This is a genomic window from Nocardioides nanhaiensis (genome assembly GCF_039542785.1).
GTDB lineage: Bacteria > Actinomycetota > Actinomycetes > Propionibacteriales > Nocardioidaceae > Nocardioides > Nocardioides nanhaiensis.
Map to the genome: position 1 here is coordinate 479,258 of NZ_BAABIM010000004.1, position 14,460 is coordinate 493,717.

Below are 14,460 nucleotides of genomic sequence, written 5' to 3' on the forward strand. Positions count from 1 at the left end.
CCGTGCCGTCCGTCGGGAGCCAGGCCGAGGAGACCCGTGGCCGCCTCGTGGAGGCCGCCACGCGCGAGTTCGCCCAGCACGGCATCCACGCGGCCTCGCTGCTGGAGATCACCCGCCAGGCCGGGCAGCGCAACCGTGGCGCGGTGCACTACCACTTCGGCTCCCGCGAGGGGATGCTCGCCGCGGTGCTGGAGCAGCACGTGGACCTGCTGGCGGCCCGGGAGACCGAGCTGCTGGCCCGGGCCCGGGCGCGTGAGGGCGACCTGGCCGCCGCCGTCGAGGCCTTCGTGCGCCCCTCCGTCGAGCTGGCCGAGCGCGGATGGACCGGCCGCGCCTACCTGGTGGTGCTGGCCGAGCTGGTCGAGGACGACCCCGCCGGCGTGCCGCCGGAGGTGGTGGCGGTGCTCGAGCGGATGGGCGGCTACGAGGCGGTCGGGATGCTCGAGGAGCGGATGCCGGCCATGCCGGAGGCGCTGCGCAGCGAGCGCATCTCGCTGGCGCTGGCCTTCCTGCTGCGCGCCATCGCCGACCGTGCCCGCGCCGGTGACCGGCCGACGTCGAGCCGCCCCCAGCTGCCCACGGAGCCGTTCCTGCAGAACCTGGTGACGATGGTCGCCGCCATGCTGACGGCTCCCGTGCCGGGCACCCACCCCGACGACACCGCGGGCTGACCCGTGCCGCGCATCTCCGCGGAGTCCCTGCCCGAGCACCGCTCGCAGGTGCGTGCCCGGATCTTCGAGGCACTGGCTGCTCTCATGGCCGAGCACTCCTTCGACGCCATCACGATGGCCCAGATAGCCGAGCGGGCCGGACTGGGGCGGACCGCCATCTACCACCACTTCCGCGACCCCGAGGCCGTCATCGTGGCCTTCGCGACCGACGAGACGGCCGCGTACGTGCAGGGCCTGGAGGAGGCGCTCGCCGGCTGCACGAGCGCGCGCGAGCGGTTGCGCACCTACCTGCACCGCAACCTCGAGCACGGCGAGGAGTTCCACATGGGGCTGGGGCCCTCGGTGTACGGCCTCCTCTCGGCAGGCTCCAGGCAAGCCATCCGCGAGCACGTCGTGGCGGTCGAGCAGGTGCTGCGCGGCATCCTCTCCGACGGTGTCGCCAGCGGCGAGCTGGTGGTCGAGGACCTGGACGCCACGGTCTCGCTGGTGCACGTGTGCCTGGCTCCCCGGCACCTCCCGCCCGCAGCCATCGAGGCATTCGTGCTGCGGGCGGTCGGCGCCGGGTGAACTGAGCCGGCTGGGCGAGCCGGTCAGCGGATGACGCGGAACCGCACGACGGCGCGCGCGGGCGTGGTCGTCGTCGAGCCCCGGTAGACCGCGACGACCTTGTAGGCGCCTCGGGCGAGCTTGGGCAGGCCCCACGCAGCGCTGGTGGGGCGCGCCGGGCGGGTGGCCGTGCGCACCGTGCGGTTGCCCTTCTTGAGCACCAGGCTCACCCGGCCGGTGGCGCGGGCGGCGGTGCCGCTGGTGAGGACGCGGACGGTGGCCTTGCCGGCGCGCCGGGTGGTGGGGGTGCGGGGGTTCTTGAGCACGACCCGCGAGGTCGCCTTCGCGGGCGTCGGGGGCTGCAACCGGGTGAAGTCGATGGTGACCGGCGTCTGCGTGTCCTGGGTGGTGTTGCTGTGGCGGTGCGCCTGCCAGGTGAACACGGCGTAGGACGTCGCCGGGTCGAGCTTCTCGGTGGGGGCCACGAGGGTCGAGGTCCAGGCGCCGTCGGTGAAGCGGGCGGGCGTCACCCAGTCGACGGCGGCGAACGCCGAGGTGTCCATGCTCCCGGTGTCGGGGAGCTCGCCGGCCTCGGCGAGACCCACGTAGACGCCGGCGTCACCGGGGTTGGTCGCCGGGTTGAAGCCGGTGCCGTCGACGCGCAGGGTCAGCCCGTCGCGGTGGGAGGCGGCGACCGTGGTGACCGACACCCGCGGTGCCGCGGCGGCGACCGTCCCCGCGCCGAAGGGCGAGGGCTGCTTGGTGGCGTCCGAGGCGGCGCCGCTGGCGTAGAAGTGGGCGCGCACGCCCGGTGTCAGCTGACCGAGGAACTCGGCGGTGAAGGAGCGGCCCTCGACGGGGCGGTCCTCGGGGATGCCGAGGGCGGTGGCCTCGGGGCTGCCGGCGGGCAGCACGCCGTCCCAGGCCGGCACGACGTCGGCGAGTCCGTCGGCGGCCTCCCAGTCCTCGGGCACCTCGAAGTCCACGACGGGCACCCGGGCCGGCGTCGTCTCCGCGGCCGGGGCCTGGCCGGTGGCTGCGTTCGAGGCCGAGACGACGGCGCTGATGCTGCCCTCGCCTGCGGGGCCGACGACCAGCTGCGGGTCGGCCAGCGTGACCGTGTAGAAGGCGGTGCCGGCCATCGCGAACGAGCCCGAGACCGAGCCCTGGTAGCTCATCGTCAGGCTTCCGTCGGCGCCGGCGCTGGCGACGCCGTCCGGGAAGGTCACGGCGCCGTCCTCCGACTCGGAGGCGCCGCCGCCGAGCACGTGCGTGGAGAGGTGGTCGTCGAAGCGCGGCGAGATCTCCCAGGTCAGGGCCGGGGCCTCGTCGGCGGTGGCCGTCGTGGGCACGAGGGCGAGCCCGGCGCCGGCTAGGGCGCCGGCGGCGAGCAGGGCGCGGCCGGCTGGACGGGTGGAGGTGGTGCGGGGCATGGGATGCCTTCCTGTGGTGATCATCGATGGTCCCGAGAGGGGGTGGTGCCGGCGGGTGCGGCAGGACGGCCCGCCGGCACCAGCAGCAGGGCCGCAGCCAGCAGGAGCAGCAGTGCTCCGCCCAGCCAGGGCCACGTGGGTGGGGGCGTCGCAGTCGCGGCGTCGGCCCGGGCTGCGCTCAGGCGCAGCTGGGTGGCGGGCTGGCCGGGCAGCGCCACGGGTGGGGTCGTGGCCGGCGGGCCCTGACCGGGGACGGCGGTGGGCTGGGTGGCCGGAGCCGACGACGGGGCGCCGGGGGCCGACGGTGGTGGTGGCGGTGGGCCGGAGCCGGCCGGGTCGGTCGGCGCCGGCGTCGCGGAGGGTGGCGGCGGAGCCGCGTCGGGCGCCGTGGGCTGCCCGGACGGATCGGCCGGGGTCGGTCGCGCCGGCGTCACCTCCTGGGCGGCGTCGTAGCTGACGGTCAGCGGGAGCGGCACCTTGAACGGGTCGGTGCTCGCGCCGCTGGCGTGCCAGAAGGCCGCCGTGCCCAGGTCGTCCATGTAGTCCACGAAGCTCTGCGGGAAGGCCCCGCTGCGGCCGGTGCCCTCCTGCTGCCGGACGGCGACGCCGGCGTAGGCGGGTCGGGCCCGGAAGCCGCGCACCGCCAGGTCGACGTCGGGCAGGGTCGCGACCGTGACGCGGCGTGGCGCCACGGGCGCCCAGGCGGTGGGGTCCTCGACCGAGGAGGCGTAGCCGGCGGTGGTCGCCGTCAGGGTGCCGGTGCCGCCGCGCACCGTGAGGGCCGGGTCGCTGAGGGTGAAGAACGACATCCCGGAGTAGTAGAGGACCGTGAAGGACCCCTGCCAGCTGATCTGGGCGGTGCCCGCGGCCCGGTCGACGACACCCCGGCCGCCGCTGAGCACGACGGCGTGGTTGCTGAACGTGCCTGCGGTCGGGGCGCCGAGCGGCTGCCCCTGGCTGGTGGTGGAGAGGCCGGCCCAGGTGGCCGGGCGCCAGGTCGTGCCGTCCCACTTCTGCACCGCCACGTTGCCGGCGCGCTGCCGCCAGGCCGTGCGGGCCAGGCGGGTGCCGCCCCGGCCGGGGTCGGGCACGGTGCCCGCCGAGAAGAAGTTGTAGGTGCCGGGGGCGAAGGCACGGTTGCTCGACTCGTTGTTCACGCCCCAGCGCAGCGCCGCGTCGGTGACGCGCAACGGCTCGTTGGGGGTCTCCGTGGGGGTCTCGGAGGAGCCTCCGGTGGGGGTCTCGGTGGCCGCGGCCGGCCCGCCGAGCAGGCACAGCGCCACGGCCAGCGCGCCGAGCACGGGCCGGAGGGCGCGCGCCCGCCCCTCAGCCCGCACGACGCACCTGCGCGTGTCGGCGCGAAGCGAGCCGCCGAGCCAGGGCGAGCACGAGCGCAAGCGCCCCGACGGCCAGGAACAGGAGCCCGGCGCGGGACGGCACCCGGGCCTGGTTCTGCGTGGCCGCCGCCGGTTCGCCCGTGGCAGCCGCGCTCTCGACCGCCGGCGCCGTGACGGCGAAGCTCACCGCGAGCGGCTCGGGCAGCCCGAAGAGCCGCAGCTCGCTGGTGCCGGGCCCCAGGTCGGGGGGCAGGGTCAGCACACCGGCGAGCCCGCCGTCGGCGCCCACCACGAACGGACCCGCGGCGGCCGCGCCGTCGTCGAGCACCGCGGAGACCTGCGTGCCCGGCGGCAGCCCGGTGGCCGCGAACGCCAGGGCGTTGCCGGCACTGGCCGAGGCACGGTCGACCACGAGCTCGGGAGCGACCGGCCTCGCCGGGCGAGCACCTCGCTCGCGGCGCCCGTCCCCGCGCACGGCGGCGGGGTCGGTGGACTCGGCCTGCTCCGGGCCGGTCGTGCCGCCGGCGGGCTGCTCCCCCGTGGGTGCCGGCGTCGGCGTCGCGCCGCCCCCGGTCAAGTCGGCGACCCGCACCGGCGTGAACGTCTCGTTGGTGGCGTTGCTGACGCCGTGCGCCCCGACCGTGATGACGCCGCAGGTGACCTCGCGGCAGTCGACGGTCTCCACGGCGCCGTTGCGCCCGACGGCCTGGAACAGCGCACCGGGCACGGTGATGTCGGTGCTCCAGGTGCCGTCGGCCGCGATCGTGCCGCCGTTGGCGGAGGAGGCGGTGTCGGAGCCCGGGAACGCCACGAACCTCTGGTAGCCCTGGTTCTCCCGGCTCTCGCTGTCGGGCACGTAGAGGTAGCCGCTGCCGCTGGCACCGCCCTGGCTCGGGCGCCACCGGCCGCGCACGGTGCCGAAGAAGACGTAGATGCCGCCGTGGCCACCGCGCACGGACTGGAAGCCGCTCCCCCGCACCGTCAGCGTGGTCGCGTAGGTGGGGTCGACGACGGCGTCACCGTCGGGGTTGGCGACCACGACGCCGTCCGCGGCCGAGGCGGGCGCGGTGTGCAGCAGGGCCGTCGAGAGCAGGGCCGACAGCAGCAGGGCGGCGACCGAGGAGCGGGTCAGCGGGCGCACGGAGACTCCTCCAGGGGTGCGAGACGTCGCACGGGCACGACCACCAGGCCCTGCTCGTGCTCGAGGACCGTCACGGGGTGCTCGTAGACCGCGGTCAGCAACTCGTCGGTGAGCACTGCTCTCGGCGTTCCGAGGGCGCGCACGCGGCCGCCGGCCAGCACGCAGACCCGGTCGGCGTGCGCGGCGGCCAGCGAGAGGTCGTGCAGCACGACGACGACGGCGGCCCCCGCGCGTGCCGCCTCGGCGGCCAGCCGCAGCACCTGCTCCTGGTGCCGGATGTCGAGTGCCGCGGTGGGCTCGTCGAGCAGGAGCACGGGCACCTCCTGGGCGAGCACGCGGGCGAAGGAGGTGCGCGCCTGCTCACCACCCGAGAGCGTGGGCACGCTGCGCTCCGCGAGGTGGTGCACCTCGGCACGGGCCAGCGCCTCCTCGACCGCGCGCTCGTCGTCCGCCTCGCGGTCGGTGCGGTACCAGGGAGCGCGTCCCATGGCCACCACGGCGCGCACCGAGAACCCGAACGCCAGGGTCTGGTGCTGCAGGAGCACTGCTCTCTGCTGGGCCAGCTCGCGGGCGGGCGCACCAGCCAGGGGGCTGTCCTGCAGCTCCACGTCGCCCCGGTCGAGCGCCTGGTCCCCGGCGAGCACCGCCAGCAGGGTCGACTTGCCCGCGCCGTTGGGTCCCACCAGTGCGAGCACCTCACCGGGCATGACGTCGAGGTCGACGCCGTCGAGCACCGGTGCGCCGCCGAGCCGCACGTGCACCCCGCGCGCACGCAGCACCGGCCGCGCGGTCATGCCCAGCCCCCCGCGGTGCGGCGCGCACGGCGCAGCAGCCAGAAGAAGAACGGCCCACCCACGAGCGAGGTGATCATGCCGATGGGCAGGTCGGCGTTCTGCACGGCGGTGCGAGCCCACAGGTCGGCCACCACCAGCAGCACCGCGCCGCCGAGGGCACTGGCGGGCACGAGCAGGCGGTGTCCGGGGCCGGCCACCATGCGCACCAGGTGCGGCACGACCAGGCCGACGAAGGCGATGATGCCGCTGAAGGAGACGGCCGCGGCGGTCAGCAGCGCCACCACCACGATCGAGGTCAGCCGCAGTCGCTCGACGTCGACGCCCACGTGCCGCGCGGCACGGTCACCGAGCGCGAGCAGGTCGAGGCGCCTGGCCAGCAGGAGCGCCGCCACCAGCCCGACGACGGTGAGGGGCAGCGCGACGGCCACCTCGGCCCAGCGCGACCCGTTGAGGCTGCCCAGGGTCCAGAAGACGATCTCCTCGCGAGCACTCTGGTCGCCGAGGAACAGCAGGAAGGCCAGCGCGGCGCTCGTCATCGCGTTGACCGCGATGCCCGTGAGCACGAGCGTGACCACCTCGGTGCGCCCGCCGTCGCGGGAGAGCACGTAGACGAGCACCGTGGTGACCAGGCCGCCCACGAACGCGGCGAGCGCGACCGACCAGCCACCGGCGAAGTCCCACCCGAGGACGATGACGGCGCCGGCAGCCACGGCCGCGCCGGAGGAGACACCGACGACGCCCGGCTCGGCCAGCGGGTTGCCGAAGACGCCCTGCATGAGCGCGCCCGCGGTGGCCAGTGCCGCCCCCGTGAGCGCGGCGAGTGCCACTCGTGGGAAGCGCACGTTCCAGAGCGTGCCCTCGCCGTTGGGCGCGGTGGGCATCGGTCCGAGGTCCAGGCCCAGGCGGTGCAGCACGGAGCCGAGCACCTCCTGCGGCGGCACCCAGTTCCTCCCGTAGCCGGCGGCCACCACCACCGCCACGACCAGCGCCACGGTGAGCACGCCGAGCAGACCGAGGCGTCGTCGCACCCCGCGCCGCGCGGCGGGGGCGGGCCCGCGGACCGCACCGGACGGCGCCTCGAGCGCCGGGGGCGCCGTCACGAGACCGCCTCCGGGGCGTAGACGGCGACGGCGAGGGCGTTCAGCACCGCGGCCGTCGTCGGGCCGAAGCCCAGCACCTGGGAGTCGGCCATGTCGACGAAGCGCCGCTGCTCGCCGGCCGGGGTCTCGGCGAGCGCGGGCAGCTGCTCCAGCAGCCCCTCGACACCGTCCACGGACTCCAGACCGCCGCTCATCATCAGCACCAGCTCGGGTTGGGCCGCGATGATCGCCTCGTCGGTGACCGGTCGCATGCCTCTCCAGCCGATCTCCTCGGCCACGTCGTAGAGGCCCAGCGCGTCGATGAGCGCATCGGCGCCGGAGTCCTCGCCGAAGAGGTAGTAGACGCCGGACTGGCCGCGCACGTACAGGAAGACGGTGCGCAACCGCTCGCGCTCCGTGGACGGCGCGATGGCGGCCACCTCGGCGCGGACGGCGTCGACCTCGGCCTGCACGCGATCGGCGAGGCGGCGCCCGGCCTCGGGCACGCCCAGCGCCGTGGCCACCTGGTCGGTGATCGCGTCGAGGTTGTCGAGACCGCGCTCGGAGTCGGTGACCACGACGGGGATGCCCGCGTCGCGCATCTGCAGCACGACGTCCCAGGGTCCGAGCGAGGTGTCGGTGAGGATCACCGTGGGGTCCAGCTCGAGGATCGCCTCGGCGTTGAGGTCGTGCCCGCTGTGGGTCACCAGCGGCAGCTGCTCGCTGCCGGCGAAGGTGGTGGAGACGTCGCGCCCGACCAGCGAGTCGCCCAGGCCGAGCTCGGCCACCGTGCGCGCCAGGGTCCCGTACACGTCGAGCGCCAGCACGCGGCTGGTGTCGGTGACCGTCACCCGCGTGCCCTGGGCGTCGGTGAGGGTCACCGGCAGCCGCGGCCGCGGGTCGTCCTGGACCGGGTCCGGCGCGTCGTCCCCCAGCACCGCGGTGGTGCCACCGGTCCAGGAGCGCGGGTCGGGGAGCACGTCGACGTCGGTCAGCGACGGCGCAGCGGCCGCGGGACCCGGCCGCCCGCGATCCGGACCCGAGCCGCTCACCGGGGCCAGACCGCAACCGGCGAGCGCGAGCCCCGCCAGTGCCGTCAGGGCGGCGAGCAGCGGCGGGCGGTCGCCGCGGCGGCGCACGGGGTGGGGCATGGGACTGCCTGTCCAGGAGAGGTGGAGTTAGGTTAGCCTCACTTAAGCAAGGCAAGCCTTACCTCACCAGATGTCTTGACAGGTTGTCAACATCGACCTGACACTGTGTCAGGACGCCGGTCGCCCCGTACCGGCCGTCGAGTCCCGCTCGACCTCGCCGACCCACCTGGGAGACCCTGTGACCGTGCTCGACGCCGCCCCCGCCCTGCCGCGCCTCTCCACCGCGATGCGCGAGGGCAGCCGCGCCGAGCACGAGGCCGCCGAGGGCTCGCTGTTCATGAGCGAGCTGCTGGCCGGCCGCATCTCCCCCGCCGGGTACGCCGCCTACCTGCGGCGCCTGCGGGTCGTGTACGCGGCGCTCGAGGGTGCGGTGCGTCGCCAGGCCTCCGACCCCGTGGTGGCGGCGGTGGCCGACCCGGCCCTGGAGCGGCTGGCCGCGCTCGACGCCGATCTCGCCCACTGGGCGCCCGGCACCGACCCCGCCGCGCCGCTCGACGCCGTCGACTCCCCCGCCGCGCACGCCTACGCCGACCGGATCACCGCCGCGGAGGCCTGGGGCGGGCTGCTGGCCGCTCACCACTACACCCGCTACCTGGGCGACCTCTCCGGCGGCCAGGCCATCGGGCGCCTGCTGGACCGCGAGTTCTCGCTCGACGGCGCCGGCACCGCCTTCTACGCCTTCCCGGGCATCCCGAAGCCCAAGCCCTACAAGGACGCCTACCGCGCCCGTCTCGACGCGCTGGGCCTGGGCGAGGCCGAGGTGGACCGCATCGTCGGGGAGGTCAAGGCGGCCTTCGGCCTCAACCAGGCGCTCTTCGCCGAGCTGGGCGAGCAGGTGGAGCGCCTCCGGCGCTGACCCGGCCGACCGTCCGCCTACCCTCCGACTGCGCGGCGACCAGGTGGGCACCTGTGTGGTGTCGCGCGTCACACGGGGGCGCGTCAGCCCGCGCCGCTACCGGCGCGACGAGCCTGGGAGGGCGCATGACGCAGCAGCCGTCGGAGGAGGAGATCCGCGAGATCGAGGAGGAGCGCGAGCGCCGCCTCGACCCCGCGAACCGTCCCGAGAACGCCGAGGTCGACAACACCCAGCGCGACTTCGACCCCGAGGAGGGCGAGTTCAAGAACTGACGCGCTCGGCCCGTCTCGCCGTCTGCAGGCGCGCCATCACCGGTGTCGAGGTGATGCCGTGCACCAGCACGGACGCCGTGACCGTGAAGGCGACGGTCGACCACAGCCACGCCTCCTGCGCCAGCTCCATCTCGCCCAGCGCGTAGGCCAGGTAGTAGAGCGAGCCGACCCCGCGCACCCCGAAGAACGCGACCGCCCCGCGCTCGCCGCGCGTAAGGCCACCGCTGACCTCGGGGCGCGGCGGGCGCACGGCGAGGGCGAGCCAGGCAGCAGCCGGGCGCACGAGCAGGATCAGCGCCGACCCGACGGCGACGCCCGGCCAGTCGAGCGCGCCCAGCACGCCGCGCGTGAGGGCGGCGCCCAGCACCAGCAGCACCACGAGGGTGAAGAGGCGCTCCAAGCGCTCCACCACCTCGTGCATGGACCGGTGGTACTGGTGGTGCCGCTCGAGGGACCGGACGGTCAGCGCGCAGACGAACACCGCCAGGAAGCCGTACCCGCCGGCCACCTCCGCGACGCCGTAGGCCGTCACCAGGGCGGCGATCACCAGCAGCGGCTCCCCGCGGTCGGCCACCCGCAGCGCGGCGCTGCGCGAGCGGAAGGCCAGCCGCGCGAGTCCCGCGCCGACGGCGACGCCGAGCAACACCCCGACGGCCACCTTGCCCACCAGCTCCCAGGCCAGCCAGGAGATCCCCCAGCTCGCGACCGACCCCTCGGTGCCCAGCATGATCGCGGCGTAGACGAGCGGGAAGGCCAGGCCGTCGTTCAGCCCGGCCTCGGAGGTGAGGCTGAAGCGCACCTCGTCGGACTCACCCCGCTCGTCGTCCTCGCCCTCGCCGGTCCGTGGCCCGGTCACCTGGACGTCGGAGGCGAGCACCGGGTCGGTGGGCGCCAGCGCAGCACCGAGCAGCAGCGCCGCGGCGGGAGCCAGACCGGCCCACCACCCCAGCAGCGCCACGCCGGCCACGGTCAGGGGCATCGCGACGCCGAGCAGCCGCCACGTGGGCGACCACGCGCGCCAGGCGGCGGCCCGGTCTCGGCCACGCACCAGCAGCGGGCGGTCCAGCGCCAGCCCGACACCCATCAGGGCCACGATCACCGTCACCTCGGTGACGTGCTCCACCACGGCCCGGTTCTCGATCGGGTCCAGCGGCATGCCCGCCGGCAGCGGCGCGAGGCCGATCAGCATGCCGGCGCCCACGAGCACCATCGGCGCGGAGACCGCCCAGCGGCTGAGCAGGTCGGGCAGCACCACGGCGAGCAGCAGGCCGGCACCGAACACCAGGAACACGAGGTCGGCACTCACGGCGCCTCCTCGGGGCTCGGGTCACCGGGTGCGCCAGTACCCCGCTGCGAGGAGTTCGGCGGTCCTCTGGTGGCGGCCGTCCCCGAGGCGCGCGGCCCCGCGCCGTCAGCCCGGCGAGCCGTCCGGCGCCAGACCCGGCAGCACCTCGGCCGCGACCTCCTCGAGGACGCCGGTGGAGCCGGCGTAGGGAGTGTCGTCGCGGGGCCAGTGGGTCACCAGGTCGGTGAAGCCCAGCGCGGCCACGCGGCCCACCAGCTCCTCGAAGAACCCGCGGCTCTCGAGCGCGAACCGGCCGCCCCCGCTCGACCCGAGGTGCGGCGGGGCGTCGGGGAGCACGTAGCGGTCGACGGCGTCCGGGTCGCGGCCGGCCTCGGCGAGCGCCTCCTCGAAGGTGCGCGCGGAGTCGGCGAGCCCGGTGAGCCACTCCTCCAGCGTCGGCGCGGAGTAGGGGCCGGTGGTCACCCAGGCGTCGCCGGCATGGGCGGCGAAGCGCAGCGACCGCGGCCCGTTGGCCGCGACCACCAGCGGGGTACGGGTCAGACCGGGCAGGGTGCGGGCGTCGTCGAGCGTGTAGTGCGTGCCGCTGTGGCTGACGTGGTCGCCCTCGCGCAGCAGCCGCAGCACCTGCACGAACTCCTGGAAGCGGTCCACGCGCTCGCGCAGGGCCAGGTCGCCGCCGATGACGGTGGAGTCGCGGTCGCCGCCGGTGCCGACGCCGAGCAGCAGCCGGCCGTCGGTGAGGTCCTCGAGCGCCTGCGCGTCACGGAAGAGCAGGTAGGGGTGCCGGAAGTTGGGTGCGGCCACCAGGGTGCCGAGCCCGATCCGGCTGGTCACCGCGGCGGCGGCCCCCAGCACCGGCGTCGCCGTGCGCCAGGGCGAGTCCGGCAGGCCGCCCCACACCAGGTGGTCGTAGGTCCACGCGTGCGCGAAGCCCATCTCCTCCGCGGCCCGCCACCGCGGCGCCGCCTCCGCCCAGGGCAGGTCGGTCAGGATCGTCAGCCCGATGCGCATGCCGCCACCGTAGTGCGGTCCGGTCCCCTGCCTCGGCGCCGCGGGGTCAGGCGCGGGCGCGCAGGTGGTCGACCAGCCGGCGCGCCACCGCGCCCATGGCCGCCTCGGCGCCGGGCTGGGTCATCGCCGCCACCCGCGACTCGGTGAGCACCGCGACGGCGTGCAGCTCCCCGTCCGCACCGCCCTCCTCCAGCACGCCTGCCTCGTGGCGCAGGGTCAGCAGGGTTCCGGTCTTGGAGGCCCAGGTGGCGGCGTCGGAGGCCAGGTCGGGCCAGAGCCGCTGACGGTGCACCGAGTGCTGCATCAGCCAGCGCACGCGGGCGGTGACCGCGGGGTCGAGCCCGCCGCCGTCGCGCCACACCAGCTCGAGCAGGTCGACGACGGCGCGCGCCGTCCCGGCGCTCGTGCGGCTGGTGTCGAGCTGGCGCACCCGGTGGCCGCCACCGGCCGTGGCCGCGCCGGCGGCCAGCGAGAGCGCGAGGTCCGGCTGGTCCGGCATCGCCTCCACCGGCGTGGCGGAGAGGTCGGCCACGGGGTGGCGCACCACCAGCCCCTCGATGCCCAGACCGCGCACGAACGCGGTCACCGCGGCCGGCGGCACCAGCTCGAACAGCGCGTCGGTGGCCACGTTGTCGCTCAGCGAGACCGAGAGGTAGACGACGTCGTCGAGCGCGATCCGGGCGGGGTGCCGGAACCGCGTGGCCCCGACGCCGCCCGGCAGCTCGGCCACCGTGCTGACCAGCTCGAGCGGCGCGGCGCCGTCGAGCTCGCCGCGCCGCACCCGGTCCAGCACCGCGAGCGCCAGCGGCACCTTGACCAGCGAGGCCAGCGGCACGGGCTCGTCGTCGGCCAGGCCCACCTCCTCGCCGGTGCGCAGGTCGCGTGCCAGGCACCACCCGCGCAGGCCGGCGTCGTCCAGCTCGCGGGTCAGCTCGCGCACCAGTCGCTGGGGGTCGCTCATGCCGCCCCCAGTGCCCGGCCCAGCGCCGGCCCGACGACGTCGCGCAGGCGGGCGGCGTCGTCGGGCACGGCGGCAACGAGGTCGTAGCCGCGACCCAGCTCGAGCCCGCCCACGGGCGCCCAGGCCAGCTCGTGGCGCTCGGCCTCGTGGCGCGAGGCCAGCAGCAGGTCGGTGGAGGTGAGCACCGCGGCGACGGCGGCCGCGGGCGAGGGGGCCGCAGCCACCTGGGTCGGCGCCAGGCCGGCGGCCTCGGCGGCAGCGACCAGGCGGTCGCGCACGTGCGGCACGTCGTCCTCCTCCAGCAGCCAGAGCCGCGACCGGGCACGGCCGGCGTCGCGGCGGGTGCGGCGCAGCGACGCCAGGGGGACGACGCCCCGCGGCGTGGCCGTCGCGACGCCGAGCGGCGTCCGCCAGGTGGCCTCCTCGGCGGGTCGGCACACCAGGGCCGCCTGCACGGCCCGGGTGGCCAGCAGCTCGGCACGCTCGGCCGGGGCGCCCTCGACGGCGTGCACGGCCAGGTCGTGGTCGCGGCCGGCCAGGTCGAGCGCCACCAGGTCGGCCACCGACCAGCCGCGGGGCACGGCCAGCTGCCACACCAGGGCGCGCGCGTCCTCGGCCTCGAGGTCGAGCCGGTCGGCGGTGGCCACCAGGTGGCGCGCGGTGGCCAGCACCCGCTGCCCGAGCACGGTGGGCGTGGGGCGGCCGCGGCGGTCGAGCAGCAGCCCGCCGAGCTGCTGCTCGAGCGCCGCCACCCGCCGGCTGGCCACGGACTGGGCGATGCCCAGCCGGGCCGCGCCGGCGGTGAAGCTGCCGCGCTCGGCCACGCTCACGAACGCCCGGCAGGCGGCGACGAGGTCCATGCCCGGCAGTATGCCAAGCCGTCATGCCGAGACTGCATGGATGTGCCGTTTCCGGTCTTCGACAGCATGGCGACGTGCCAGCAGGGTGGGGCCATGACCTCTCGGACAGCCACCCTGACCGCCTCCCTCGCCCTCCTGCTCGGTACCTCCGGCGCCGCGTGCGCCGAGCAGCAGCGGACCTCCACGACGCCCTCGCCCGCGCCGGCCCCCGGGACGAGCGCCCCGCCGTCTCCGCCCGCCCGGGTCGACGTCGCCGCGCGGCTCGCTGCGCTCGAGAGCGAGCGCGACGCCCGCGTCGGCGTCTACGCCCTCGACACCGGCACGGGACGCGAGCTGGCCTACCGGGCCGACGAGCGCTTCGCCTACGCCTCGACCATCAAGGCGCTGGCCGCCGGAGCAGTGCTCTCGGACCTCTCGACCGCCGAGCTGTCGCAGCGGCTGCGGTGGACCGAGGCCGACCTGGTGGAGTACTCCCCCGTCACCGAGCTGCACGTGGAGGACGGACTGACGGTGCGGCAGGTCATCGACGCCGCCATCACGGTCAGCGACAACACCGCCGGCAACCTGCTGTTCGACCTGGTCGGGGGCCCCGCCGCGCTCGACGCCGCGCTGGTCGACGACGTCGGCGACGCCACCACCGAGGTGGTGCGCCGCGAGCCCGAGCTGAACACCGCAGTGCCGGGCGACCCCCGCGACACCACCACGCCGCAGGCGCTGGCCACGGCCCTCGGCGACTACGTGCTCGGTGACGTGCTGCCCCGGCCGGACCGCCGGCTGCTGGAGAACACCATGCGACGCACCGAGACCGGCGACGCACTGATCCGCGCCGGGGTGCCACGCAGCTGGCGTGTGGGCGACAAGACCGGCTCGGCCGCCTACGGCACCCGCAACGACGTCGCGGTGCTGCGCCCGCCGGGCCGGGCGCCGATCCTGCTGGCAGTGCTCACCACCCACGACTCCCCCGGGGCGGCCACCGACGACGCACTGGTCGCGGCGGCCACCCGGATCGCCGTCAGGGCGCTGCAGGCCGGGTGAGGTCGCG

General features: G+C 75.9%; 15 protein-coding genes. 5 read left to right on the forward strand and 10 right to left on the reverse strand.

Annotated elements, in window-relative coordinates:
* Positions 1–2: 2 nt before the first annotated feature.
* Positions 3–671, forward strand: coding sequence for a TetR family transcriptional regulator (locus ABD948_RS19270; RefSeq protein ID WP_345269645.1), 669 nt, complete (start codon positions 3–5; stop codon positions 669–671).
* Between the two features lie 3 nt (positions 672–674).
* Entirely contained in the window at positions 675–1,238 is a 564-nt protein-coding gene (locus ABD948_RS19275) for a TetR/AcrR family transcriptional regulator (RefSeq protein WP_345269649.1), read from the forward strand.
* Between the two features lie 23 nt (positions 1,239–1,261).
* Here ABD948_RS19275 and ABD948_RS19280 read toward each other — a convergent pair whose 3' ends face one another.
* From ABD948_RS19280 to ABD948_RS19305, 6 genes are read right to left on the reverse strand one after another with little or no spacing between them, the layout of a single operon-like run.
* On the reverse strand, positions 1,262–2,650 hold the full coding sequence (locus ABD948_RS19280) for a hypothetical protein (protein ID WP_345269655.1): 1,389 nt from the start codon (positions 2,648–2,650) through the stop codon (positions 1,262–1,264).
* Between the two features lie 20 nt (positions 2,651–2,670).
* Positions 2,671–3,951 (reverse strand): hypothetical protein, encoded by a 1,281-nt coding sequence (locus ABD948_RS19285; protein WP_345269659.1) that lies wholly within the window; start codon positions 3,949–3,951, stop codon positions 2,671–2,673.
* A gap of 25 nt (positions 3,952–3,976) precedes the next feature.
* Positions 3,977–5,128: a hypothetical protein gene (locus tag ABD948_RS19290; RefSeq protein WP_345269664.1), complete on the reverse strand. Its 1,152-nt coding sequence runs from the start codon at positions 5,126–5,128 to the stop codon at positions 3,977–3,979.
* The gene (locus ABD948_RS19295; protein ID WP_345269669.1) at positions 5,116–5,922 is read right to left on the reverse strand and encodes a heme ABC transporter ATP-binding protein; all 807 of its coding nucleotides are present in this window, start codon (positions 5,920–5,922) and stop codon (positions 5,116–5,118) included. The genes ABD948_RS19290 and ABD948_RS19295 overlap by 13 nt, the downstream gene beginning before the upstream one ends.
* Positions 5,919–7,022, reverse strand: coding sequence for a FecCD family ABC transporter permease (locus tag ABD948_RS19300; RefSeq protein ID WP_345269679.1), 1,104 nt, complete (start codon positions 7,020–7,022; stop codon positions 5,919–5,921). Before ABD948_RS19300 ends, ABD948_RS19295 begins: the two co-directional genes overlap by 4 nt.
* Entirely contained in the window at positions 7,019–8,152 is a 1,134-nt protein-coding gene (locus ABD948_RS19305; RefSeq protein ID WP_345269696.1) for a heme/hemin ABC transporter substrate-binding protein, read from the reverse strand. The genes ABD948_RS19300 and ABD948_RS19305 overlap by 4 nt, the downstream gene beginning before the upstream one ends.
* A gap of 184 nt (positions 8,153–8,336) precedes the next feature.
* Between ABD948_RS19305 and ABD948_RS19310 the strand changes: the two genes are divergently transcribed.
* Both ABD948_RS19310 and ABD948_RS19315 read left to right on the forward strand, forming a co-directional pair.
* Positions 8,337–9,008: a biliverdin-producing heme oxygenase gene (locus ABD948_RS19310; protein WP_345269710.1), complete on the forward strand. Its 672-nt coding sequence runs from the start codon at positions 8,337–8,339 to the stop codon at positions 9,006–9,008.
* Positions 9,009–9,133: 125 nt separating this feature from the next.
* Complete coding sequence (locus ABD948_RS19315; RefSeq protein ID WP_345269714.1) at positions 9,134–9,280, forward strand: hypothetical protein; 147 nt, start codon at positions 9,134–9,136, stop codon at positions 9,278–9,280.
* On the opposite strand, the gene ABD948_RS19320 is transcribed toward ABD948_RS19315, so the two are convergent.
* The 4 genes from ABD948_RS19320 to ABD948_RS19335 all read right to left on the reverse strand — a co-directional run bounded on the left by ABD948_RS19320 (position 9,270) and on the right by ABD948_RS19335 (position 13,418).
* On the reverse strand, positions 9,270–10,586 hold the full coding sequence (locus ABD948_RS19320; protein WP_345269726.1) for a cation:proton antiporter: 1,317 nt from the start codon (positions 10,584–10,586) through the stop codon (positions 9,270–9,272). The two genes, ABD948_RS19315 and ABD948_RS19320, sit on opposite strands and share 11 nt — an antisense overlap.
* 105 nt (positions 10,587–10,691) lie before the next feature.
* Positions 10,692–11,597: an LLM class flavin-dependent oxidoreductase gene (locus ABD948_RS19325; protein ID WP_345269743.1), complete on the reverse strand. Its 906-nt coding sequence runs from the start codon at positions 11,595–11,597 to the stop codon at positions 10,692–10,694.
* 46 nt (positions 11,598–11,643) lie between these two features.
* Positions 11,644–12,558: a serine hydrolase gene (locus tag ABD948_RS19330; RefSeq protein ID WP_345269748.1), complete on the reverse strand. Its 915-nt coding sequence runs from the start codon at positions 12,556–12,558 to the stop codon at positions 11,644–11,646.
* Positions 12,555–13,418, reverse strand: coding sequence for a LysR family transcriptional regulator (locus ABD948_RS19335; protein ID WP_345269757.1), 864 nt, complete (start codon positions 13,416–13,418; stop codon positions 12,555–12,557). Before ABD948_RS19335 ends, ABD948_RS19330 begins: the two co-directional genes overlap by 4 nt.
* Before the next feature lie 93 nt (positions 13,419–13,511).
* Here ABD948_RS19335 and bla point away from each other — a divergent pair, with 93 nt between their 5' ends.
* Entirely contained in the window at positions 13,512–14,453 is a 942-nt protein-coding gene (gene bla / locus ABD948_RS19340; protein ID WP_345269768.1) for a class A beta-lactamase, read from the forward strand.
* Positions 14,454–14,460 lie beyond the last annotated feature (7 nt).